19 protein-coding genes are annotated in these 22,502 nt (G+C 72.5%); 14 read left to right on the forward strand and 5 right to left on the reverse strand.

Annotated features, from left to right (window positions below; translation table 11 throughout):
• Nucleotides 1-19: 19 nt before the first annotated feature.
• On the reverse strand, nt 20-943 hold the full coding sequence (locus OG598_RS08250; protein WP_328653845.1) for an RNA polymerase sigma factor: 924 nt from the start codon (nt 941-943) through the stop codon (nt 20-22).
• 95 nt (nt 944-1,038) lie between these two features.
• Entirely contained in the window at nt 1,039-2,007 is a 969-nt protein-coding gene (locus OG598_RS08255; protein ID WP_328653846.1) for a helix-turn-helix transcriptional regulator, read from the reverse strand.
• Nucleotides 2,008-2,069: 62 nt separating this feature from the next.
• On the opposite strand from OG598_RS08255, the gene OG598_RS08260 reads away from it, so the two are divergent.
• The 3 genes from OG598_RS08260 to OG598_RS08270 are packed head-to-tail and all read left to right on the forward strand — an operon-like array spanning nt 2,070 to nt 5,171.
• Nucleotides 2,070-3,203, forward strand: a complete 1,134-nt coding sequence (locus tag OG598_RS08260) for an epoxide hydrolase family protein (RefSeq protein ID WP_328653847.1) — start codon at nt 2,070-2,072, stop codon at nt 3,201-3,203.
• Nucleotides 3,200-4,369, forward strand: a complete 1,170-nt coding sequence (locus tag OG598_RS08265; RefSeq protein WP_328653848.1) for a winged helix DNA-binding domain-containing protein — start codon at nt 3,200-3,202, stop codon at nt 4,367-4,369. Before OG598_RS08260 ends, OG598_RS08265 begins: the two co-directional genes overlap by 4 nt.
• A 37-nt stretch (nt 4,370-4,406) precedes the next feature.
• Nucleotides 4,407-5,171, forward strand: a complete 765-nt coding sequence (locus OG598_RS08270; protein WP_328653849.1) for a YqjF family protein — start codon at nt 4,407-4,409, stop codon at nt 5,169-5,171.
• Here OG598_RS08270 and OG598_RS08275 read toward each other — a convergent pair.
• Nucleotides 5,165-6,142, reverse strand: a complete 978-nt coding sequence (locus OG598_RS08275; RefSeq protein ID WP_328653850.1) for an aldo/keto reductase — start codon at nt 6,140-6,142, stop codon at nt 5,165-5,167. The genes OG598_RS08270 and OG598_RS08275 overlap by 7 nt on opposite strands.
• 170 nt (nt 6,143-6,312) lie before the next feature.
• On the opposite strand from OG598_RS08275, the gene OG598_RS08280 reads away from it, so the two are divergent.
• From OG598_RS08280 to OG598_RS08300, 5 genes are all read left to right on the forward strand, one after another.
• On the forward strand, nt 6,313-6,672 hold the full coding sequence (locus OG598_RS08280) for a hypothetical protein (protein ID WP_328653851.1): 360 nt from the start codon (nt 6,313-6,315) through the stop codon (nt 6,670-6,672).
• Nucleotides 6,673-6,705: 33 nt separating this feature from the next.
• The gene (locus OG598_RS08285) at nt 6,706-7,266 is read left to right on the forward strand and encodes a carboxymuconolactone decarboxylase family protein (protein WP_328653852.1); all 561 of its coding nucleotides are present in this window, start codon (nt 6,706-6,708) and stop codon (nt 7,264-7,266) included.
• Between the two features lie 4 nt (nt 7,267-7,270).
• Nucleotides 7,271-7,837: a TetR/AcrR family transcriptional regulator gene (locus OG598_RS08290; protein ID WP_328653853.1), complete on the forward strand. Its 567-nt coding sequence runs from the start codon at nt 7,271-7,273 to the stop codon at nt 7,835-7,837.
• 135 nt (nt 7,838-7,972) lie between these two features.
• Entirely contained in the window at nt 7,973-8,575 is a 603-nt protein-coding gene (locus OG598_RS08295; RefSeq protein WP_328653854.1) for a dihydrofolate reductase family protein, read from the forward strand.
• Nucleotides 8,576-8,686: 111 nt separating this feature from the next.
• The gene (locus tag OG598_RS08300; protein WP_328653855.1) at nt 8,687-10,039 is read left to right on the forward strand and encodes a cellulase family glycosylhydrolase; all 1,353 of its coding nucleotides are present in this window, start codon (nt 8,687-8,689) and stop codon (nt 10,037-10,039) included.
• Between the two features lie 124 nt (nt 10,040-10,163).
• Here the strand turns inward: OG598_RS08300 and OG598_RS08305 are convergent, their stop codons facing one another.
• On the reverse strand, nt 10,164-11,108 hold the full coding sequence (locus OG598_RS08305; RefSeq protein ID WP_328653856.1) for a GlxA family transcriptional regulator: 945 nt from the start codon (nt 11,106-11,108) through the stop codon (nt 10,164-10,166).
• Between the two features lie 53 nt (nt 11,109-11,161).
• Between OG598_RS08305 and OG598_RS08310 the strand changes: the two genes are divergently transcribed.
• The 6 genes from OG598_RS08310 to OG598_RS08335 all read left to right on the forward strand — a co-directional run bounded on the left by OG598_RS08310 (nt 11,162) and on the right by OG598_RS08335 (nt 19,452).
• Complete coding sequence (locus OG598_RS08310; RefSeq protein WP_328653857.1) at nt 11,162-11,734, forward strand: DJ-1/PfpI family protein; 573 nt, start codon at nt 11,162-11,164, stop codon at nt 11,732-11,734.
• A 113-nt stretch (nt 11,735-11,847) separates the two neighbouring features.
• A complete protein-coding gene (locus OG598_RS08315; protein WP_328653858.1) occupies nt 11,848-14,517 on the forward strand; it encodes a carboxylate--amine ligase/circularly permuted type 2 ATP-grasp protein in 2,670 nt (889 codons plus the stop codon).
• Nucleotides 14,518-14,616: 99 nt separating this feature from the next.
• Complete coding sequence (locus OG598_RS08320) at nt 14,617-16,395, forward strand: N-acetylglutaminylglutamine amidotransferase (protein WP_328653859.1); 1,779 nt, start codon at nt 14,617-14,619, stop codon at nt 16,393-16,395.
• The gene (locus OG598_RS08325) at nt 16,396-18,240 is read left to right on the forward strand and encodes a S9 family peptidase (RefSeq protein ID WP_328653860.1); all 1,845 of its coding nucleotides are present in this window, start codon (nt 16,396-16,398) and stop codon (nt 18,238-18,240) included.
• A 17-nt stretch (nt 18,241-18,257) separates the two neighbouring features.
• Nucleotides 18,258-18,824, forward strand: coding sequence for a hypothetical protein (locus tag OG598_RS08330; RefSeq protein ID WP_328653861.1), 567 nt, complete (start codon nt 18,258-18,260; stop codon nt 18,822-18,824).
• A gap of 73 nt (nt 18,825-18,897) precedes the next feature.
• Nucleotides 18,898-19,452 (forward strand): dihydrofolate reductase family protein, encoded by a 555-nt coding sequence (locus tag OG598_RS08335; RefSeq protein ID WP_328653862.1) that lies wholly within the window; start codon nt 18,898-18,900, stop codon nt 19,450-19,452.
• 7 nt (nt 19,453-19,459) lie between these two features.
• Here OG598_RS08335 and OG598_RS08340 read toward each other — a convergent pair whose 3' ends face one another.
• The gene (locus OG598_RS08340; RefSeq protein ID WP_328653863.1) at nt 19,460-22,492 is read right to left on the reverse strand and encodes a BTAD domain-containing putative transcriptional regulator; all 3,033 of its coding nucleotides are present in this window, start codon (nt 22,490-22,492) and stop codon (nt 19,460-19,462) included.
• Nucleotides 22,493-22,502: the final 10 nt, after the last annotated feature.

Raw genomic sequence — 22,502 nt, forward strand, 5'->3', positions numbered from 1 at the left:
CTCGGTCGGAGAAGTTCTTTCAGACCAGCGCGGGGACGGGGTGGAAGAGGGTGAGTTGGCGCACCCGGCCCTCGCGCAGCACCTGCAACCACAGCGCCGCCGGTGGGCAGTGTTCCGGGTCGTCGGGTGGGCTGATCAGGTCGGTTTCCCAGATCAGCACGTCGCCGCTGGCCACCACGTTGCGCAGCCGCTGACGTACCCCGGCGGTCAGGTCGCGGTTCATGCCGCTGATCGCCAGGTCACGGCCACCACGCGGGCCGCCCGGCACGATCATCTCGGCGTCCGGCCACCAGCTCTCGCGGACCACCCGCTCGAAGTCGCCGCCCATCGCCGTGGTGATCATGTCGCGGCCCTCCCGCCACCGCGAGTCGTTCGAGGCGGCGACGTCCGTGTGCGCCGCGTCCGCCGCCGTCCGCAGCCCGCCGGCGAGCGCCCGGCGGGCGTGGCTGAGGCGGCTGCGGACGGTGCCGACCGGCACGCCACACACGGCCGCGATCTGCTCGTACGAGGACGCGTCGCTGAAGTACCGCAGCAGGGTGACGAGCCGGTCAGTTTCGGACAGTTGCCCGATGGAGTGCCACACCCAGTCGCGCATCGCGCCCCGGTCCAGCGCCTCCTCCGGGGTGGGTGTGTCGGCGGGGCGGGCGAACCACTCGGGTTCGGCGACCGGGACGGCTCTGGGCCCGCGCAACGCCATCCGGCTGTTGTTGCGGACGATGGCCCGCAGCCAGGGGCCGACGGCGTTCGGGTCGCGGACCTCGCCGATGCGACGCAGGGCGACGACCATCGTGTCCTGCACCGCGTCCTCGGCGTCCGGCCCGTAACCGAGGACGCTCAGCGCGACGGCCCGCATCCCGGCCTCGTGCCGGGCCAGCAGCGCCCCCAGCGCAGCCGCGTCTCCCGCCTGCGCGAGCACGACCAACTCCCCGTCGCTCTGCGTCACGCCCAGTTCCTCCCCGAAACACCTGTTCTGAACGCTTGTGCTGCATCAAGCGTACGGCGGACCGGCGTGCCGATGCCCCGGGCCGGTCGGCCGTCCTACGCTGCGGACGGGCTGGCGGCGCGGGTCGCCCGGGTGCCGATCTGCCGCAGGTGCGCGATCAACTCCGGAGGCTCGTGCACCTCCATCTCGCAACCGAGAGTCAGCAGGCGCCACGCCAGCCACTCCAGAGTGTCGGCGTTGCTGCGTAACCGGCACGAGGTCGCGTCGATCGGCTCCAGATCGACGCCGGCGCCACCGAGCGGGCCCGCCATTCGCTCGATCGGCGCGTGCAGCGTCACCACCGCCCGGTAGACGGGCGTCAGCTCGAGCAGCTTCTCCGTCATGAACGAGGCGGCGTCGGACGCCGGCAGTTGCCGGGCGGCGACCCGGGTCCGCGTGGGCCGCAGGTCGGTGATCCGGTCGACCCGGAAGATCCGCCAGTCGTCGCGGTCGTTGTCGTAGCCCACCAGATACCAGCGCCGGCCCGCCGACACCAGCTTGTACGGCTCGACGAGCCGTTCGGTGTCCACGCCGTCGCGACGGCGGTAGGTGAACCGCAGTTGCTCACGGTTGTTGACGGCGGCGGCCAGCGCGCTCAGGTGCTCCGGGTCGACAGTCGGTTGGACCCAGGTGAGCAGCGGTTCGGTGGCCGCACCCAGCGCGCTGACGCGGCGCCGTAGCCGGGACGGCAGCACCTGTTCGAGCTTCGCCAGCGCCCGTACCGAGGCCTCCTCGATGCCGGCCACCGCGTGACCGGCGGCCGTGCGCAGACCGACAGCGATCGCCACCGCCTCGTCGTCGTCGAGCAGCAGCGGCGGCATCGCCTTGCCGGCGACCAGGCGGTATCCGCCGATCGCGCCCATCGTCGCCTGCACCGGGTAGCCGAGGTCGCGCAGTCGCTCCACGTCACGCCGGATGGTGCGCAGGCTGACGCCGAGCCGGGTGGCAAGTTCGCTGCCGGGCCACTCGCGGGGCGTCTGCAACAGAGACAGCAGGCCCAGCAGTCGGGCGGGGGTGTCGGACATGATCCCAGAATGCCAGCGATGTGTGCCAGAACCTGTCCTATATGGGCCGTAGCTTTTCCGGCATGACGCCATTTCGCATCGACATCCCGCAGGTGGACCTCGACGACCTGCGTGACCGGCTCTCCCGAACCCGGTGGCCCCGCTCGTTGCCCGGCACCGGCTGGAGCCGTGGGGTGCCGCTGCAGTACCTGCGCGAGCTGACCGAGTACTGGGCGAATGGTTACGACTGGCGGGCCCACGAGGCGCGTCTGAACGACTTCCCCCAGCTCGTCACCGAGATCGACGGCCTGGATGTGCACCTGCTGCACGTCCGCTCGCCGGAGGCGGACGCGTTGCCGTTGTTGCTGACACACGGCTGGCCGAACTCCGTCGTCGAGTTCACCGAGCTGATCGGCCCGCTGTCCGACCCACGCGCTCATGGCGGGGATCCCGCGCAGGCGTTTCACGTGGTGGTGCCGTCGGTGCCCGGTTACGGTTTCTCGCAGGCGCCGCCGGCCGGGTTCACTATCGACCGGCTCGCCCGGATGTGGGTCGAGCTGATGGCCCGCCTCGGCTACCACCGTTACGGCACCCAGGGCGGCGACCTCGGCGCGTACATCGCGCCACGGGTGGCCGCTGTGGCGCCGGAGCACGTCGTCGGCGTGCACATCGATGGTGGGTTCGGCTTCCCGACGGCCGCCGACGTGCCGGACATGAGCGTGGCGGAACGCGCCGAGTGGGAGCAGATGCAGCAGTGGATGAGCGGTGGCGTCGACCATCACGCGCTGCTGCGGGCGGCGCCGCAAACCTTCTCGTACGCCTGGAACGACTCGCCGGTCGGGTTGCTGGCCTGGATGATGCAGAAGTTCAAGGAGTTCACCATGACGGTATCGACACCGGAGCAGGCCATCGACCGGGACCACCTGCTCACCAATGTGAGCCTCTACTGGTTCACCGGCACGTCGGGAACGTCGTCGTGGCCCATGTACGAGCGACTCACCGTCGCCGACGACGGCGGTTTCGCCTGGCCCACGGGCCAGCGGCGAGTGCCGTCCGGTGTGTACGGCGGCGGCTCCGCGCTGATGCGCCGCCTCGCCGAGCGAGACAACACCATCGTCCACTGGCCGCAGGGCAACCCGGGCAGCCACTTCGTGGCGATGGACGAGCCGCTGGCGCACGCGGCGGACATCCGCGCGTTCTTCGAGGCCCTGCGTTGACCGAGCTGAGCTGGGCGCAGGTGTCCGCCCGACGACTACAGCGGCACCGGCTGTGCGCGCCGGCGGCGGTCGCCGCACCGGACGCCGCACCGGACGCCGCACGCGTCGCCGACGTGGTGTCGGCGATCAGTGGCGCGCACGCCCAGATCGCGTCGGCCGCCGAGCTGTCCATCGGGCTGCGGGTGCCGGGCGCGACCCGCGCTCTGGTGCGCCGGGCACTGTGGACCGACCGCACCCTGGTCAAGACCCGTGGGCCACGCGGGACCGTGCACCTGCTCGCCGCGGCCGACCTGCCGATGTGGGTCGGCGCGCTGACCGCGTTGCCGGCGCCGTCCTGGGAGCGCAGTGTGGTCCTGCTGACGCCCCGGCAGACCGAGCAGGTCATCGCGGCCATCGCCGACGCGGTCGCCGAGGCCGACCTGACCACCGCCGAGCTGACCGAGGAGGTCGTCGCCCGTACCGGCCCGTGGGCGGGTGACCTGGTCATGGAGGCGTTCCAGGACAAATGGCCGCGGTGGGTCGCCGCGATGACCGCCGCCACCCGTGGCGGAGTGGTCTGCTTCGGCCCGAATCGCGGTCGGGCCAGCACGTACACCAGCCCGACCCGGTGGCTGCCCGACTTCGCGCCGATGGCCGGCCCCGCCGCCCTGGCCGCCCTCGTCCGCAGCTATTTGCACGCGTACGGGCCGGCCACCCCGGCGCAGTTCGCCCGGTGGCTGGGAGTGCCCCCGGGGTGGGCGACGTTGCTGTTCGACTCGCTGGACCTGACCGAGGTGACGGTGGAGGGCACCCGGGCCTGGGTGACCGCCGACGACACCGAATTCCCCGACGACCGGCCGTCCGGGTTGCGGCTGCTGCCGTACTTCGACGCGTACGCGGTCGGCTGCCATCCCCGCGAACGGCTCTTCCCCGATGCCGCCGCCGAGCGGGCGCTCGCCGGTGGCCAGGCCGGCAACTATCCGGTGCTGCTGGTCGACGGGGTGGTCGCCGGCGTGTGGCATCAACGCCGCTCCGGCCGCTCGATCCGGGTCACCGTCGAGCCGTTGCGGACGCTCGGTGCCGCCCAGCAGCGGGCGTTGGGGGAGGAGGCCGAACGGGTCGGCGACATTCTGGAGGGCAAGGCGTCGCTGACCATCGGCACCGTCAGTGTCGGTCCGCACGCCTGAGGCCACGCCGGCCCACCGCTTGGGCCACGATGGGAGCGTGCACCCCGAACCGGTCGACCACGCGCCCCGGCAGGCGTTCCCCTGGGCGCTCCTGCGCCAGCGCTGGGAGGACCTCACCTTCCTGCACTGGGCCGTCGCTCCGGAGGTGGTCGCGCCGTTGCTGCCCGCCGGCACTCGTCCGGACACGCTGCGGGGGGTCAGCTACGTGGGCCTGATCGGTTTCCGGATGGTCGGGCTGGGCTTCGGCCGGGGCCCGGGGGTGCCGTACTTCGGCACCTTCTGGGAGACCAACGTCCGGCTCTACTCCGTCGACGAGGCCGGCCGACGAGCTGTCGTGTTCCGGTCGCTCGACGCGTCGCGCCTGCTGCCGGTGCTGGTGGCGCGGGCGACGCTGCGCCTGCCGTACCTCTGGTCGTCGATGCGGTTGGATCGCGACGGCGACCGCCGTACCTACCGCTGCCGTCGACGCTGGCCGGGGCCTGCGGGTACGACGAGCCGGATGGTGGTGCGGGTGGGGGAGCGGATCGTCGAGCCGACCCCGCTCGAACACTTCGTCACCGCCCGCTGGGGGCTGCACACCCGGGCGTACGGGCGCACGCTGCACCTGCCGAACTGGCATCCGAGCTGGCCGCTGCACCGGGCCGAGGTGCTGCACCTGGATGACGAGCTGGTCGTCGCCGCCGGGCTGCCGGCACCGGTCGGCCCACCGGTGAGCGTGCTCTACTCGCCAGGTGTCGGGGTCAGGTTCGGCCCGCCGACGGCGGCCCGGCCACGCGGTGCCGGGCCGCCGGAGCCTCAGTAGCGGCCACCCTCGGGTGCGGGCAGCGCGTCCAGGTCGGCCAGGTCCTCGGCGCTGAGCCGCACGTCAGCGGCCGAGCAGTTGTCCACCAGGTACTTCGGGGTCTTGGTACCGGGGATCGGGATGACCTGGTCGCCCTGGGCCACCACCCACGCGAGGGCGACCTGCGCGGGGCTGAAGCCGGCCCGGTCGGCGATCTCCCGGACCCGGGCGACGATGGCGAGGTTGGCGCGCAGCGCGTCCTGCTGGAAGCGCGGCAGGCCACGCCGGAAGTCGTCGGCGGGCAGGTCGTCGAACGAGGTGAACCGGCCGGCGAGGAAGCCGCGACCGAGCGGGGAGAACGGCAGGAAGGCGATGCCCTGCTCGGCGCAGTACGGCAACACCTCGGTCAACGGGTCGCGCGTCCACAGTGACAACTCGGACTGCACCGACGCCACCGGGTGCACCGCCTGGGCCCGCGCGATCTGCGCGACAGTCACCTCGGACAGGCCGAGCTGCCGGGCCTTGCCCGCCGCGACGACCTCGGCCATCGCGCCCCAGGACTCCTCGATGGGCACCTCCGGGTCGACCCGGTGCAGCTGGTAGAGGTCGACGTGGTCGGTGCCGAGCCGCCGCAGGCTCTCGTCGATCGCCGCGCGGATGTGCTCCGGGCGGCCGTTGTTGCCGATCTTCGGTGAGTTGCCGGGGCCACCGGTGGGGGAGGTGGCCACCAGGCCGACCTTCGTGGCCAGCACGGCCCGCTCCCGGTGCCCGCCGGCCAGCGCCCGCCCGACCAGCTCCTCGTTGGTGTACGGCCCGTACACGTCCGACGTGTCGATCAGCGTCGCGCCCAGGTCCAGTGCCTGTCGTATGACGGAGATCGACGTGTCGTCGTCGCGAGGGCCGGTGATGTCGTAGCCGTGGCTCATGCCCATGCAGCCGAGGCCGATGACGCCGACCTCGGGTCCGGTGCTGCCCAGCGTGGTGGTTCGCATGCGCCCCACGCTACGACCGGACCGGCCGGCCCGCACCCGCCGTGGCGGGCACAGCTGCTCCCCGGGTACGTGACGACTCTCACCAGAAGTGGACTCGTGAGTCCGGTACGGTGGGCGCTAAGCGGACCTACGAGTCCGGATATGCCCGACGGTGACCCACGAGGAGCCCCGTGACCCCGGTACGGATCAGCGACGCCCTGCGCGCCGTGGTCTTCGAGCCGACGCGCGACCTGACCGAGGCGCTCGACGAGTTCTACGCACCCGACTACACCCACCGCAGCGACGGCGAGACCCTCGACCGGGCCGAATTCGTCGCGATGGTGACCCGGGTACGCGCCCAGGTCGTCAGCGGCACCGTGCGGGTCCTCGACGAGCTGCGCGACGGTCTCCGCTACGCCGAACGACACGTCTACGAGATCACCCTGGCCGATGGGTCGACAGCCCGGCGGGAGATCGCCATCTTCGGGACGTACGCCGAGGACGGCCGCTTCCGCCACCTCAGCGAGACGGGTTTCGACCTGCCCGCCTGAACCGTCTCGACGACCAACGCAGGAAAGAGAGCCATGCCCCGCCTTGCCGACCCCGACCCGAACGCGATTCCGGCCGACGTCCGCGACGTCCTGTCCGCGCTGCCGCCCGACCCGATGGTCAAGATGCTGACCCACTCGGTCGGCACGGTGAACCTCTTCATCCAGCTCGCGAGGGCGCAGTTCACCTCGTTGGAGCTGCCCGCCCGCTCGCGGGAACTGGTCATCCTCACAGTGGCCGAGTACGCCGGGTGCGAGTTCGTGGCGGCCCAGCACGCTCCGATGTCCGAGGCGGCCGGCGTCGACGAGCGCACCCGCGAGATCATCAGCAGCCGGGACGTCGACAACCCGCACCTCTCCGGTCATGACCGCACGCTCATCCGGTTCGCCGCCGAGGTGGTGCGGTCACCGCGCGTCCCCGACGACCTCTTCGACCAGGTGCGGCACATCCTCAGCGAGCGCGAGATCGTCGAGGTGCTCCAGGTGATCGGCTACTACTGGTCGTTCGGCCGGGTGGCCACCATGCTCGACGTCGAACTCACCACCGTGTACGGCGACGAGCCGCTGCTGACCGACGAGACCGAGCGGGCAGACTGACTCCATGACCCCACCGACGCCGAGCAACCCGGATGCTTCCCATCGGCGTCTGGACGCCCGTCGTAACCAGGAGCGGGTCATCGCCGCCGCCCGGGAGCTCTTCAGCGAGCAGGGTCTCCAGGTGACCGTGCCGCAGGTGGCGGAGCGGGCCGGGGTGGGCCGTGCGACGGTGTACCGCAGCTACCCCAGCAAGGAAGACCTGATCGTCGCGGTCGTTCAGCGGCAGTTCCAGGAGCTGGAGCAGCGCATCCGCGCGGCGCTCGACGGCGTCGACGCGTACCGGGAGTGGTGTTCCTTCGTGCCCGACCTGTTCGGACGCCTCGCCCGCGACCGGGTCCTCGCCGACGCGTTCTTCGAGGGCAGGCTGGTGCCCGCCGCGCGCATCCTGGGCCTGATCGGGCAGCTGGTGGCGGCGGCCCGGGCGTCCGGCAAGATCCGTCCGGACGCCGGCGAGCTGGACATCCGTGTCATCCTCTGCGGAACGGTCCGGCAGCTCATCGTGCTCGACGAGCGCGACCCGGCGGTGTGGCGCCGGTACGCCGACCTCGTGCTCAACGCGCTGCGCCAGTGACGGCCAAGGCTGACACTGGGGAGAAAGCTCGGCCGACGTGTCGAGGACTGTCGCGCGGCTTCGACTATGGGTTGAGGGCCGGAGGCAGCCGGTCTCACCGACGAGCCGACACGGCACGGACCGAGGAGTGGATCGATGACGAAGGTGACGACCTGGGCGACGATGTCGTTGGACGGCTACATCGCGGACGCGTCCCACGGCGGCTTCGAGTACCTCTTCCAGTGGTACGAGAACGGTGACGTCGAGACGCCGACGGCCGACCCCGAGCTGACCTTTCGGACCTCCGCCACGAGCGCGCGGCATTTGCGGGCCCTCACCGAGCGGACCGGCGCGCTCGTCGTCGGCCGGCGGCTCTTCGACATCACCGGCGGGTGGGGTGGCCGGCATCCGTTGGACGTGCCCGTCGTGGTTGTCACGCACAGCGTGCCGGAGGGTTGGGCACCCGAGAACGACTCCTTCGTCTTCGTCACCGACGGCATCGAGAGCGCCATCTCCCGGGCGAAGGCGATCGCCGGCGACAAGGAGGTCGGCGTCAACGGCGGCACCATCGCCACCCAGGTCGTGGAGGCCGGCCTGCTCGACGAGGTGCACGTCGAGCTCGTCCCGGTTCTGCTCGGCGCCGGCATCCCGCTCTTCGCCGACCTGAAGATCGCGCCACTTCAGCTGGACGGCCCGTTCAGCGTCGTCGAGGGCGACGGCGTCACCCACCTGGCCTACCGGGTACGCCCAGCGGCCTGAGCGCCGCGGTGACCAGCGCCCCCACCTTGCCCCCATCGGCATTGATCGATATTGTGCGCGCAGGCGCCGCCCCGCCTCAGACCACCACCGTCGATCCGAAGCGGGTTCCGCATGCGCACACTGAGACTTGTCACGACCCTGGCCGTCGCCGGCCTGCTCGCCGGTGGGATGGCAGTGGTCGCCGCCACACCGGCCAGCGCGGCGACCGCCGTGTTCTCCGTGACGAACAACTGGGGCAACGGCTACCAGGGGCAGGTCACCGTCACCAACGACACCTCCGCACCGATCACCAGCTGGCGGGTCGAGTTCGACCTGCCGTCCTCCTCGACCGTCAGCCAGTCGTGGAACGCGCAGCAGACGACCTCGGGCAGCCACTACACCTTCGCCAACGTGTCCTGGAACGGCACCCTCGCCGCCGGCGCCTCCACCTCGTTCGGCTTCCTCGTCAACGGCACCGGCACCCCGGTCAACTGCACAGTGAACGGCGCGTCCTGCGCCGGCGGCCCGCCCCCGACCACCCCGCCGCCCACGACCCCGCCGCCGACCACGCCGCCGCCGACCACCGGCACGCCGGTCGAGCGGCACGGGCAACTACGGGTCTGCGGCACCACGATGTGCGACAGGTCCGGCGCGCGGGTGCAGCTACGGGGCATCAGCAGCATGTGGCTCAACTGGGAGACCGCCCCGTACGCCGAGAACCTCTCCGCGTTGACCTGGATGCGCGACAACTGGAACCTCCAGGTGATCCGCGCGGCCATGGGCGTGGAGCCGGCGGGGGCGTACCTCAGTGACCCGGCCAAGGCGCGCGCGCAGGTGGAGACCATCATCAACAACGCGGTCACCGCCGGGGTCTACGTGATCGTCGACTGGCACGCGCACGAGGCGCAGAACAACCAGTCCCAGGCGGTGGCGTTCTTCGGTGACCTGGCCCGTCGGTACGGCCACCTGCCCAACGTCATCTGGGAGCCCTACAACGAGCCGCTCCAGGTCAGCTGGACCACCGTCATCAAGCCGTACCACCAGGCGGTGGTGTCCGCGATCCGCGCCGCCGACCCGGACAACATCGTCGTGCTCGGCACCCCGACCTGGTCACAGGACGTGGACGTCGCTGCGGCCAGCCCGGTCACCGGCACCAACCTGATGTACACCCTGCACTTCTACTCCTGCACGCACGGGGCGTCGCTGCGCGCCAAGGGCGACGCCGCGATCCGCGCGGGTCTGGCGCTGTTCGTCACCGAGTGGGGCGCCAGTAACGCCGATGGCGGCCTCGACGGCCGGGCCTGCCTGCCGGAGGCACAGTCCTGGATCGACTGGATGAAGGCGAACGGCATCTCCTGGACGGCCTGGAAGCTCGACGTCGGCACCGACACCACGAACCTGCTCAGCCCGGGGGCGCCGGTGACCGGTGGGTGGACCAACTACCTGCACGGCCACGCGCCGTTCGTGGTAACGAACATGAGGTGATCCCGGCCCCTGCTTGACCGGGATTGATCGAATCGAGACTGCTGATGTCGGGGTGTCCAGGCCGGCGGGACACCCCGACATCACCGACCGCCACCACGACCGCGCCACGGCCACCGTCGAAGGGTCACTGCGTGAAAGCCCGCCGGTACGCGGTGGGGGTGGTGGCGAAGGCCCGCTGGAAGTGCGCACGGAGGTTGGTCGCCGTGCCCAGGCCGGTGCGCCGTGCGACCTCGTCGATGGTGATCCCGCCGTTCTCGAGCAGGGTGCAGGCGGCGCGCAGCCGTTGCTGGATCAGCCACGCTCGTGGGCTCATCCGGAACCGGCTCTGGAACGTGCGGTGCAGCGTACGGCTGGACATCACACCCTGCCGGGCAAGGTCCGCGACGGTGATCGGGAGGTGCAGGTTGCTGCTCGCCCACGTGATGACCCCGGCCAACTCGTCGCCCTCACCCGGAACGCCGACCGGGATGAACTGGGCCTGACCGCCGGCGCGGTGCAGCGGTGTGACCATGTGGCGGGCCCGTTGGATGGCGGCAGCCTGCCCGTGGTCGCGGCCGACGAGGTAGAGGCACATGTCCAGACCGGCGGCGAGTCCGGCGCTGGTGATCACCTGGCCTTCGTCGACGTACAGCGCACTCGCGTCCACGACCACCAGTGGATGCTCATGGGCGAGGGCGTCGGCGTGCGCCCAGTGGGTCGTCGCGCGGCGGCCGTCGAGCAGCCCGGCCTGGGCCAGCGCGAAGGCGCCGGTGCAGATCGACGCGATGCGGGCGCCACGACGGTGTGCCTGCCGCAGCGCCTCGAGAGCACGCGGCGGTGCCGGGCCACGGCGGAACCCGGGCACTATCACCGTGTCGGCATCGTCGAGCGCGTCGAGCGTCGCGGCGACGGTCAGCTCCAGACCAGCGGTGGTGGTGGAGACCGAACCACCGTCCAGTGTGCACACCGTCATCGCGTACCGGCCGTGGCCCTCGTGGCCGAAGACCTGCGTCGCGATGGTCAGATCGAAGGCGACGACAGTGGGCAGGGCGAGGACGGCGACCCGATGCGTGGCGGGTTTCTTACGCATGGTGGCAAGGATGCCACTCGCCGCCGCCCGGGCGGCAGGAGATCCTGGGCCGTATGCGGATCGAGATCGTGGTGTTCGACGGCTTCGACGAACTGGACGTCTTCGGGCCGTTCGAGGTGTTGTCGATGGCAGGCTTCGACGTGGCGTTGGTCGCCGTCGAACGATCGGGGCTGGTCACCAGCATGCGTGGTGTCCAACTCCAGGTGCCCGAGGTGCTGGGTCAGGCCGACGGTGTGATCGTCCCAGGTGGCGGATGGCTGAACCGGGCCCCGGAGGGTGCCTGGGCGCAGGCGCAGCGCGGTGTGCTGCCGGCGAAGCTGGCCGCATTGGCACCATCGGCGCGGTGGATGGCGTCGGTGTGCACCGGTGCGCTGCTCCTCGCCGCCGCCGGCCTGCTGACCGGCCGGCGGGCGACCACCAACCGCAACGCGTACGACGAGTTGCGCGCCCACGGCGTCACGGTCCTCGACGAGCGGGTGGTCGACGACGGTGACCGGGTCACCGCCGGCGCGCTGTCGGCCGGCCTCGACCTGGGGCTGTGGCTCACGGAACGGGAACTCGGCGCCGCCACCGCCGACCGGGTCGCCGCGACCATCGAGTACCGGCCGCAGACCCGCACCCGCTGAGCAGGGCGGACAGAACGGGCGCGTCACCTTAACGCGCCGGAAACACCCCCGGTACCAACCCTGGGAACGCTCGTCGGACAGTCGAGACCACCGACACGCGAACCGGGGTGACCATGGCCGACAACACCACGAACGCGCCGACGTACGACGAGCCGGTGGGCCGGTCCGGCAACGGCCGGACGGTGCCCACCCCCCGTACGAATCCGGTCCTGTCGCTGGACGACGGCGACCCGGCGGACCTGGCCACGATCGGGGTGGAGGAGGAGTTCCACGTCGTCGACCTGCACACCCGGGAGTTGGTGCCCCGCGCCGGGGAGTTGCTCGACCGGTTGCCGGCGGCCTCGTTCACCGCCGAGCTGCACCGCAGCGTGGTGGAGACCAACACCGCGGTCTGCCGCACCCTGGACGAGATCCGTGCGGAGCTGACAGGGCTGCGTCAGGCGGCCGTCCAGGTCGCCGACCGGGCCGGTCTGGGCATCGTGGCGGCCGGTACGGTGCCGCTGCGCGCCGACGGCGACCCCAGCGTCACCCCCACCTCCCGCTACCGGCGGATGCTCGACGAGTATCAGATGCTCGCCCGGGAGCAGTTGATCTGCGGCGCGCAGGTGCACGTCGGCGTCACCGACCGGGACCTGGCGGTGGCGGTCACCCGCCGGGTCCAGCCGTGGCTGCCGGTGCTGCTCGCCCTCTCCACCAGTTCGCCGTACTGGATGGGCCAGGACAGCGGCTACGCGAGTGTCCGGTCCCTGGTCTGGCAGCGCTGGCCCACCGCCGGTGACCCGGGCGAGGTGACCAGCGCCGCGGACCACGAGGCGCTGGTCGCCGAGCTGATCTCCTCCGAGACCATCACCGACCCCGCCATGATCTATTTCGACGTCCGGCCGTCGGCGCACGTGCCCACAGTGGAGCTGCGGGTCACCGACGCCAACGCCGACGTGGAGACCATCGTCCTGCTCACCGGCCTGTTCCGGGCGCTCGTCCGACGGGAGGTCGCCGCCCTGCGCGCCGGGGTGGAGCGCACTGCCGTACGACCACCGGTGCTGCGCGCCGCCGTGTGGCGGGCCGCCCGCTCCGGGTTGGAAGGTGACCTGCTCGACCTGCCCCGGTCGGCCCGACCGGTGCCGGCCGCCCAGGCGGTCCGCCGCCTGGTGACCGACCTGCGCCCACAGTTGGAGGCGACCGGGGACTGGGAGCAGGTCAGCGAGCTGACCCGGTACGCGCTGGAACGCGGCAGCTCCGCCGCCCGGCAGCGGCGGGCGTACGAGCGACGGGGCCGGTTGGCCGACGTGGTCGACCTGCTGCTCGACGAGACCCGGGGTCGGGTCCGCGGTCCGCTGCCGGGTGCGCCGACACCGCCGGTGCTGCCCACGTACGCCGACGCCGGCGACGAGGTCTTCGGACCGGCCGGGCCGCAACCGGCGTACGCCCCGATGCTCGCGGCCCTGCGCCAACTCGGCGCCGGGGTCCTGCGTCAACGCGAACACGACCGGGACGAGGAGCAGCGGGCCCGGGGCGTGACGTTCAGCGTGGCCGGCGAGGCGAGCACCCGGCTCTTCCCGGTCGACCTGGTTCCCCGGGTGGTGCCCGCCGCCGACTGGCGGACCCTGCGTACCGGCCTGGTGCAACGCGCCCGCGCCCTCGACGCGTTCCTGCGTGACGTCTACGCCGACCGGGCCGTGGTGGCCGACGGCGTGGTGCCGGCGTGGGTGGTGGAGTCCTCGCCCGGGCTGCGCCCGACCGGGGCGCTGATGGGCCGGCGGGGCACCCGCGCCCAGGTGTCCGGCACCGACCTCGTCCGGGACCCGGACGGCGGCTGGTACGTGCTGGAGGACAACCTGCGGGTGCCCTCCGGGATCGGCTACGCGGTGCAGAACCGTCGGCTGACCCAGGCGGTGTTGCCGGAGCTGCCGGTGCCGGAGGATCTGCTGCCCGCCGACGAGACGCCGGCGATGCTGTACCGAGCGCTGGTCGCCGCCGCGCCCGCCGCGGCCGACGACCCCGCCGTGGTGGTGCTCAGCGGCGGCCCCGGTGATCCGGCGTGGTTCGAGCATCGGCTGCTCGCCGACGAGATGGGGGTTCCGCTGACCGAGACCAGCGACCTGTTGGTGGAGGAGGGCCGGGTCCGGCTGGTCCGCGAGGGCTGCCGCCGCGAGGTCGACGTGATCTACCTGCGGATGGACGAGGAGGCGCTGCTGCACGCGCCCGGCGCGGACGGGGTGCCGCTGGGCTGGCCGCTGCTTGCCGCCGTGCACGCCGGGCGGCTCACACTGGCCAACGCGCTGGGTAACGGTGTCGGTGACGACAAGGCGCTCTACGCGTACGTGCCCCGGCTGATCGAGTACTACCTGGGCGAGAAGCCGCTGCTCGGGGACGTGCCGACGTACCTGTGTGGACTGCCCGAGCAGCGGGCCGAGGTGCTGGGCCGGCTCGACGAGCTGGTGCTCAAGCCGGTCGACGGGTACGGCGGTGACCGGGTGGTGATCGGCCCCCGCGCCGAGGCGGAGGAGTTGGACGCCGTCCGGGAGCAGATCCTCGCGGCCCCGCACCGGTGGATCGCCCAGGAGATGATCGCGTTGACCACCCACCCGGTCTTCGACGGCACGGCCCTCGCCCCCCGCCACGTCGACCTGCGGGCGTTCGTGTTCCTCGGCGACACCGCCGAGGTCGCGCCCGTGGCGCTGACCCGGGTGGCACCGGCCGGCAGCATGATCGTCAACTCGTCGCGCGGCGGCGGGTCGAAGGACACCTGGCTGCTCGGTGGAGCCGACGAACCGTCGGTGTAACCCACCCTTGACCCACCCGTCATCGGGACGCAACCCGGTCCGCCAAGCCTGGACCGGTCAGCGGCCCCCAGCGGATCCAGCCGATGAGAGGTGTGTGCCATGTGCGGTATCGGAGGCGAGTTCCGCCTCGACGGGGCGCCACCGGACCTGGCCGCCGTCGAGCGGATGCTCCCCGCCCTGGCCTCCCGGGGCCCGGACGGCGAGGGTCGGTGGCAGCAGGGGCCGGTGGCCCTGGTGCACCGCCGGCTGCGCATCATCGACCTGTCCGACGCGGGCGCCCAGCCGATGGTCGACACCGAGCTGGGTCTGGCCATGGTCTTCAACGGTTGCATCTACAACTACCGGGAGCTGCGCGACGAGCTGACCGCCGCCGGCTACTCCTTCCGGTCCACCTCGGACACCGAGGTGATCCTCAAGGCGTACCACCGGTGGGGGACGGCCTGCGTCGAGCGGTTCTACGGGATGTTCGCGTTCGCCCTGGTCGAACTGGCCACGCACACCCTGGTGCTGGCCCGCGACCGGCTCGGCATCAAACCGCTCTACCTGGCCGAGGGGCCGGGCCGGGTGCGTTTCGCCTCGACCCTGCCGGCGTTGCTCGCCGCCGGTGACGTGGACACCGACCTCGACCCGGTGGCGCTGCACCACTACATGAGCTTCCACTCGGTGGTGCCGCCGCCGCGCACGATCCTCGCCGGGGTCCGCAAGCTGCCGCCGGCTACCGTGCGGGTGATCACCGCGGACGGCCGGAGCACCGACACCACCTACTGGCGGCCGGAGTTCAACCGGGCCGCCGTCCCCGCGATGTCCGCCGACGAGTGGCAGGAACGGCTCATGGCGGCGTTGCGCACCGCCGTACGACGGCGGATGGTCGCCGACGTGCCGGTAGGCGTACTGCTCTCCGGCGGTCTCGACTCCAGCCTGATCGTCGCCCTGCTGGCCGAGCAGGGCCAGACCGGCCTGGCCACCTTCAGCATCGGCTTCGAGGCGGCGGCGGGGGAGAGCGGCGACGAGTTCCACTACTCCGACCTGATGGCCCGCCACTTCGACACCGACCACCAGCAGATCCGCATCGGCGCGAAGCGGTTCGTCCCCGCCGTGCACCAGGCCATCGCGGCGATGAGCGAGCCGATGGTCAGCCACGACTGCGTCGCGTTCCACCTGCTCTCCGAGGAGGTCTCGCAGCGCATCACGGTGGTGCAGTCCGGGCAGGGCGCCGACGAGATCCTCGCCGGCTACGACTGGTACCCGCCGATGGCCAACGTGGCCCGCGCGGACGCCGTCGAGGCGTACGCCAGGGTGTTCTTCGATCGTCGCCACGACGCGCTCGGCGGGCACCTGGCGCCCGAGTGGATGCTCGACCACGACGCCAGCCTGGAGTTCGTCGCCGCGCACTTCGGGGCCCCCGGCGCGGACACCGCGCTGGACGCGGCGCTGCGCCTGGACAGCCTGGTGATGCTTGTCGACGACCCGGTCAAGCGGGTCGACAACATGACGATGGCCTGGGGGTTGGAGGCACGGGTGCCGTTCCTCGACCACGAGGTGGTCGAACTGGCCGCCGCCTGCCCACCCGGCATGAAGCTGGCGCAGGGCGGCAAGGGGGTGCTGAAGGCGGCGAGCCGGGGCATCGTCCCGGACGAGGTGATCGACCGGCCGAAGGGCTACTTCCCGGTGCCCGCCATCCGGCACCTCTCCGGCCCACTGCTCGACGACGTGCGGGACGCGCTGACCGCCCGACCGGCGCGCGAGCGGGGCCTGTTCCGCAAGGACTACCTGGAGGAGTTGCTGGACGCGCCGAACGCCCGGCGGACCACGCTGGGCTCCAACGCGCTCTGGCAGCTCGGGCTGCTGGAGCTCTGGTTGCAGCGGATCGGGGTTTAGATGAGCGTACGGATTGAGCCGCCCCGCACCACCCGGCGGCCCCGACCCGCCAGCCACCGGCCGGTGTCGCCGCCGGTGCCGATCAGCGAGGACTTCGCCCCCGCGCCGTCCCCCGACGGCCGCCGGGTGGCGTTCCTCTCCGACCGGGCTGGCACGCCCGGCGTCTGGGTCTGCCAGGTCGACGCGGGCGCGCCCGTCGCGCTGCCCGTCGGCGACGAGCCGGTCCTCGCGCTGAGCTGGTCCCCGGACGGCCAGTGGTTGGCCTGTGTCGTCGCCCCCGGTGGCGCGCCCCGCACCGAGCTGTGGGTGCTGCGCCCGGACGGCACGCGACGCCACCAGGTCGCCGGGTTCGGCCGTCGCAGCGCCGCGCTGGCTGGCTGGCTGCCTCACGGCGCGGTGCTGGCGGTCACCGAGACCGACGAGCACGGGCAGGCAGTGCTTGTCGACGCGGCCACCGGGCACCGGCGGGTGCTCGCCCAGGGCGACCTGCTCACCCTCCTGGACGTGACAGCGGACGCCGGCACCGCGCTGCTGCGCCGCGGCCCCCGTAACGCCCGCTGGCTGGAGGTGCTCGACGTGGCCACCGGCGTTCGGCGGCGCCTCCTCCCGGACACCGGGCGGGGCAGCACCGACCAGGGTTGGTTCGGCCCGGACGGGACGAGCGTGCTGGCCCGCACCGACGCGTACTCCGAACTCGCCGCGCTGGTACGGGTCGACCTGACCCGACCGGAGCAGCCGCCGACCCGGCTGGCCGGGCGACCGGACGCCGAGCTGGAACACGTCACGCCCAGCGCGGACGGGCAGCGCGGCGCGTTGCTGTGGAACACCTACGGCGGGCGCAGCGAGCTGAGCCTGCTCGACTTCGCCAGCGGTGTGCAGCGTTCCGTCACCGCACCCGGCGAGGTGCTCGGCGACGCCGTCTTCGCAGCCGACGGTGGCCTGCTCTGCCTCACCGCGCAGGGGCCGGTGCAACCACGGGAGGTCTGGCTGGTCGACCCGTCGACCGGGGCGCCGCGCCCGCTGCGGCCGGACACCGGCCCGCGCACCGACGATGCCGGTGTCGCGCCGCAACTGGTCGACCTGCGTGCCCGCGACGGGCTACCGCTCTCCGGCTGGCTCTACCGCCCGGCCGGGCCGGGCCCCTGGCCGACGGCGATCAGCCTGCACGGGGGCCCGGAGGCGCAGGAGCGCCCCGGCTACAACCCACTGTTCCAGGCCCTGGTGGCGCAGGGCATCGCTGTCTTCGCGCCCAACGTCCGTGGGTCGTCCGGGTTCGGCCGCTCGTTCGTCGCCGCCGACAACCTCGCCGGCCGCTACGGCGCGATCGCCGACGTGGCGGCCTGCGCCGACTTCCTCGTCGATTCCGGCGTCGCCCGGCCCGGCCAGCTCGGCGTTCTGGGGCGCTCCTACGGCGGTTACCTGGTCCTCGCGGTGCTGGTGAACTTCCCCGGCCTGTTCGCCGCCGGGGTCGCCGAGTGCGGCATCTCCGACTTCCGGACCTTCTTCGCCGGCACCGAGCCGTGGATCGCCGCCGCCGCCGTCAGCAAGTACGGCGATCCCCAGCGGGACGCCGACCTGCTGCGCGACCTCTCCCCGCTGACCCACATCGACCGGTTGGACGTGCCGGTGCTGCTGATCCACGGCGCCAACGACACCAACGTGCCGGCGGGCGAGTCGGCGCAGGTCGCCCAGGCCCTCGCCGACCGGGGGGTGCCGCACGGCCACCTGGTGCTCGCCGGGGAGGGGCACGACTTCCTGTCGCGGACCAACGCCGAGGCGGCCCGTACGGCCACCACCGGCTGGCTGACCCGGCACCTCGCCGCGAGGACGACCGTCGTCGGCTGAGGCGTTATCCTGCGCCGGTGGAGGTCGCGGCGCAGGACGAGCGGTTGGCCGCGGACCTGGGTCGCTGGCTGGCCCAGGTGACCTTCGTCGACCTGGACACCGACGAGGTCACCGCGCGGGTGATCGACTCGGTGGTGCGGTGGGCCGAGGCCCAGGGCTGGCGGGTCTACCGACGCGCGCCCAGCGTGATGCCGTTGCCACCGCCGCTGGAGCAGCGGCACTCGGTGCTCGACGTGGCGTGTGCCCGTCCGGACGGTCCGCCCGTCGTGGTGGAGGTCGACCACACCGACCGGGCCCGTACGGTGCAGAAGCTGCGCGCGGAGGCGGACGCCGGCCGGATCCCCATCTGGGTGCGGTGGGGCGTCGGGCGTTTCACCGCGCCGCCACCGCCGGTGCGGATGGTGACAGTCGAGGTGACCCGGCGGGCCGGTCCGGCCGGGCGCGGACGGCTGCACAGCCGCGGCGGTGACCGCCCCGCCCCGGTCCACTCGACCGGCGGCGGCACTGTGACCCCGCAGGCGCTGCCGATCCCGTTGACCGATCCGGCGCAGGGCCCGGTCGACGACGCGGGTAAGAGCACCTGAAGCGAATCGTAAGCGGGCTCCGGCAGAGTTCTGGGTGTCACCGGAGAACACGACAAACACCCAGGAGATCCCGATGCGCAAGCTCGTCAACTCGACCTACATCACCCTCGACGGCGTCATCGACAACCCGATGTGGACCATGCCGTACTTCGACGAGGAGGCCGCCAGCCTCGCCGGGGCGCAGACCGAGGCGGCCGACGTGATGCTGATGGGCCGGGCCACCTACGACGGCTTTTCCTCCGTCTGGCCGAACATGGACGAGAGCGACCCGACCACTGGCGCCGCGTACTTCAACAACGTCAAGAAGTACGTCGCCTCGACTACGCTGACCAACCCCACCTGGAACAACACGGAGGTGCTCCAGGGCGATCTGGTCGAGGCGGTCACCGCGCTCAAGGCCCAGCCGGGCAAGAACATCATCCAGTACGGCTTCGGCTCGGTCACCGCCCAGCTGATCCGGGCGGGCCTGGTGGACGAGGTCCGGTTCTGGATCCACCCGGTGCTGGAGGGCGGCCCCAGCCTCACCGCGGCGCTGACCGACGTCAAGGCGTCGTTCGACCTGATCGACACCCGGGTGCACAAGAGCGGCGTGATCGTCGCCTCGTACCAGCCGAAGGTGACCTCCTGAGCACCGGTCAGAGCTGGGCCCGGGCCTCGCCCGGGCTCAGCCGCGCGCCCTCGGCGAGCAACGCGTCGAAGCGTTCCGGCCCGAGTTCGGCCCGCAGTCGTGCCGTCACCCGGTCGGTGTCGTCGCGTTCGGCCGGCGCGGCGGGGGACCGCGTGGCGAGCCGGGCGGCGGCCGCGGCGCCCAGCAGCCGGGCGGCGACCTCGGGGGATTGCACCGCCGCCGCCATCCCCTCCAGTGGGTTGATCGCGTCCCGCATCGTCGCCATCGCCTCGGCGACCTCGAACGCCTCGACGTGCAGGGCCAACGCGGCGTCCGGATCGCCGCCCTGCTCGACCGCGTAGCCCAGCTCCACCAGCACCATCGGCAGGTAGAGCGCGGGTTGGCTCTCTCCCCGGCCCAGGTCGGCGAGGTGGCTGAGGTGGGTGACGGCCAGGTCGAGCTTGCCGTCGCGGCGGGCGGCCAGCCCGAGGCTCATCTCCGCGAAGATCAGCGCGCCGGGCGAGCCCTGCTCCACCGCCAGGTCATAGGCGCGTTCGGCCAGTTCCCGACCCTGGGCGTAGTCGCGGGTCTGCACGGCCAGCCAGGCCAGCCAGGACAGCTCGGCGCAGACCTGCGGCCACAGCGCCAACTCCTCGGCCCAGCGCAGCCCCTCCCGGTGCAGCGCGGCGGCGCGCTCGTGCTCGCCGCGCATGTCGGCCAGCCCACCCACCCACTCGGTCGCCCGGAGCCGACCCCACCGGTCGCCGAGGTCGGCGAACAGCGCGGCGCTGCGGGTCGCGGTGCGCTCCAGGGTGGCCTGGTCACCGTTGGCGTGGGCGATGTGGGCCAGGGAGGTCAGCACCGCGGCCTCCGTCCACGGGTCGGTGGCGGCGGTGGGTAGCAGCTCCGACACCAGGGCCAGGTCGCCGTGTTCGATCAACGCGTTGGCCGCGAACCACGCGGCGTGGCTGTCCGGGTCGGCGGCCACTGCGGCGCGTACGTCGTCCGGGGCGATCACCTCACCCTGCGACAGGGCGAAACCGACCCGCCAGGGCGCCGCGCGGGCCTCCTGCTCCGGGTCGCCGGGCACGGCCAGCGCCCGCCGTGCCTCGGTGAGCCGGCCGCGCAGGAACCAGTACCAGCTCAGTGCGACAGCCAGGCGTAGCCCGCCCCCGTGCGCCAGCGCCGACCGTAGGTTCGCCAGCTCGGTGTCGAGCAGCGCCAGCCACCGTCGTTGGTCGGCCCCGCGCAGCCCGGGGTCGGCGCGTTCGGCCAGCTCGGTGTAGTAGGTGGCGTGCCGCCCGCGTACCTCGTCGGCGTCGGTGAGGCGTTCCAGGCAGAACGCGGCCACCGATTCGAGCAGCCGGTAGCGGGGGGCCGCGCCGGAGTCGTCGAGCACCACCAGCGACCGGTCCACCAGCCGGGCCAGGGCGTCCAGGTCGGTTCGGCAGACCTGTTCGGCGGCCTCCGGGGTGCAGCCGTCCGGGAACACCGCCAGGTCGGCGAGCACCACCTGGTCGGACTCGTCCAGGAGGTCCCAGCTCCAGCCGATCACCGCGGTCAGCGTCCGCTGTCGGGGCGGCACGTCCCGCTGTGTGGTGGTGAGCAACCGGAACCGGTCGTCGAGCCGGTCCACCACCCCGCGTACGCCCAGCGCGCGGACCCGGGTCGCGGCCAGCTCCAACGCCAGCGGCAGACCGTCGAGGCGGCGGCAGAGCTGGGCCACCGCCGTCGCGGTCTGCCCGTCGAGGCGGAAACCGCGCTGCTGCGCGGCGGCGCGAGCCACGAACAGCCGGGCCGCCGCCGAGCGCCGGACCGCGTCCAGGTCACCGTCGTCCGGCACCGGCAGTGGGGGTACCTCCCAGAGCAGCTCACCGGTCAGCCCGAGCGGCTCTCTGCTGGTGGCCAGCACGCTCACCCCGGACACGTCGCGCAGCAGACGGGCGACCAGCTCGGCGACCGGTTCGACGACGTGTTCGCAGTTGTCCAGCACGAGCAGCAACTGCCGGTGCCGCAGTGCCGTGACCACCCGGTCGGCCGGCGACTGGGTCGTACCGGCGGCCTCGTGGGCGCCCAGGGCGCCGAGCACCTGTTCGGCGACGCGGGCGTCACCGGCCTGGAGTGGGGCCAGCTCGACCAGTCGGACACCGTCCGGGTAGGACGTCGCGCGGGCTGTCTCGGTGGCCAGCCGGGTCTTGCCGACGCCGCCGGGCCCGACCAGCGTGACGAGCCGCTGCCGGGGCAGCAGCGCCCGCAGCTCGGCCAGCGCCTCGTCCCGCCCGATCAACTCGTCGAGCGGGGCCGGCAGGTTGTTCCGGATGATCGCTGCCTTCGGCGTGGCGTTCAGGCCGGCGTCCTGTTCGAGGATCCTGCGGTGCAGGGCGACCAGCTCTGGGCCGGGGTCGAGGCCCAGCTCCTCGGCGAGCCGGTCCCGCAGCTCGGCGTAGCTCTCCAACGCCTCGGACTGGCGGCCGGCCGCGTACAACGCGCGCAACTGCACCGCCCGCAGGCCTTCGCGCAGCGGATGTCTGGCGACCAACTCGGCCAGGTCCGCGGCCACCAGGTCATGCTCACCCCGGGCCAGCCGGGCCTGCGCCAACCGCTCCTGAACGACGAGGCGCTGCTCGGCGAGGCGGGTCGCCTCGGCCCGCACGAACTCGGCGTCGGCCACGTCGGCGTACGCCTCGCCGCGCCACAACGCGAGGGCCTCGGTCAGCCGTTCGACGTCCGCGCAGCGGGCCAGCTCGTCGAAGCGGTCGACGTCGACCGCGTCGACCCGCAGCAGGTAGCCGGGTGGCCGGGACTCGACCAGATCGCGGGCACCGGGCTCGGCGTCGTTGAGCGCCTTGCGCAGCTGCGACACCCGCACCTGGAGGGCTCCGGCCGGATTGGCGGGGGCGTCGTCACCCCACAGGTCGTCGATGAGGCGGTCCGCCGAGACCACCTGGTTGCGGTTGGCCAAAAGGTCGGCCAGCAACGCCCGCACCTTGGTGCCGGGCACCACCACCGGCTCGCCGGCGTCCGTGGTCACGGCGAGCGGCCCGAGCACCCCGAACTGCACGGCGATGATC

This window comes from Micromonospora sp. NBC_00330 (assembly GCF_036136635.1).
Classification (GTDB): Bacteria; Actinomycetota; Actinomycetes; order Mycobacteriales; family Micromonosporaceae; genus Micromonospora; species Micromonospora salmantinae.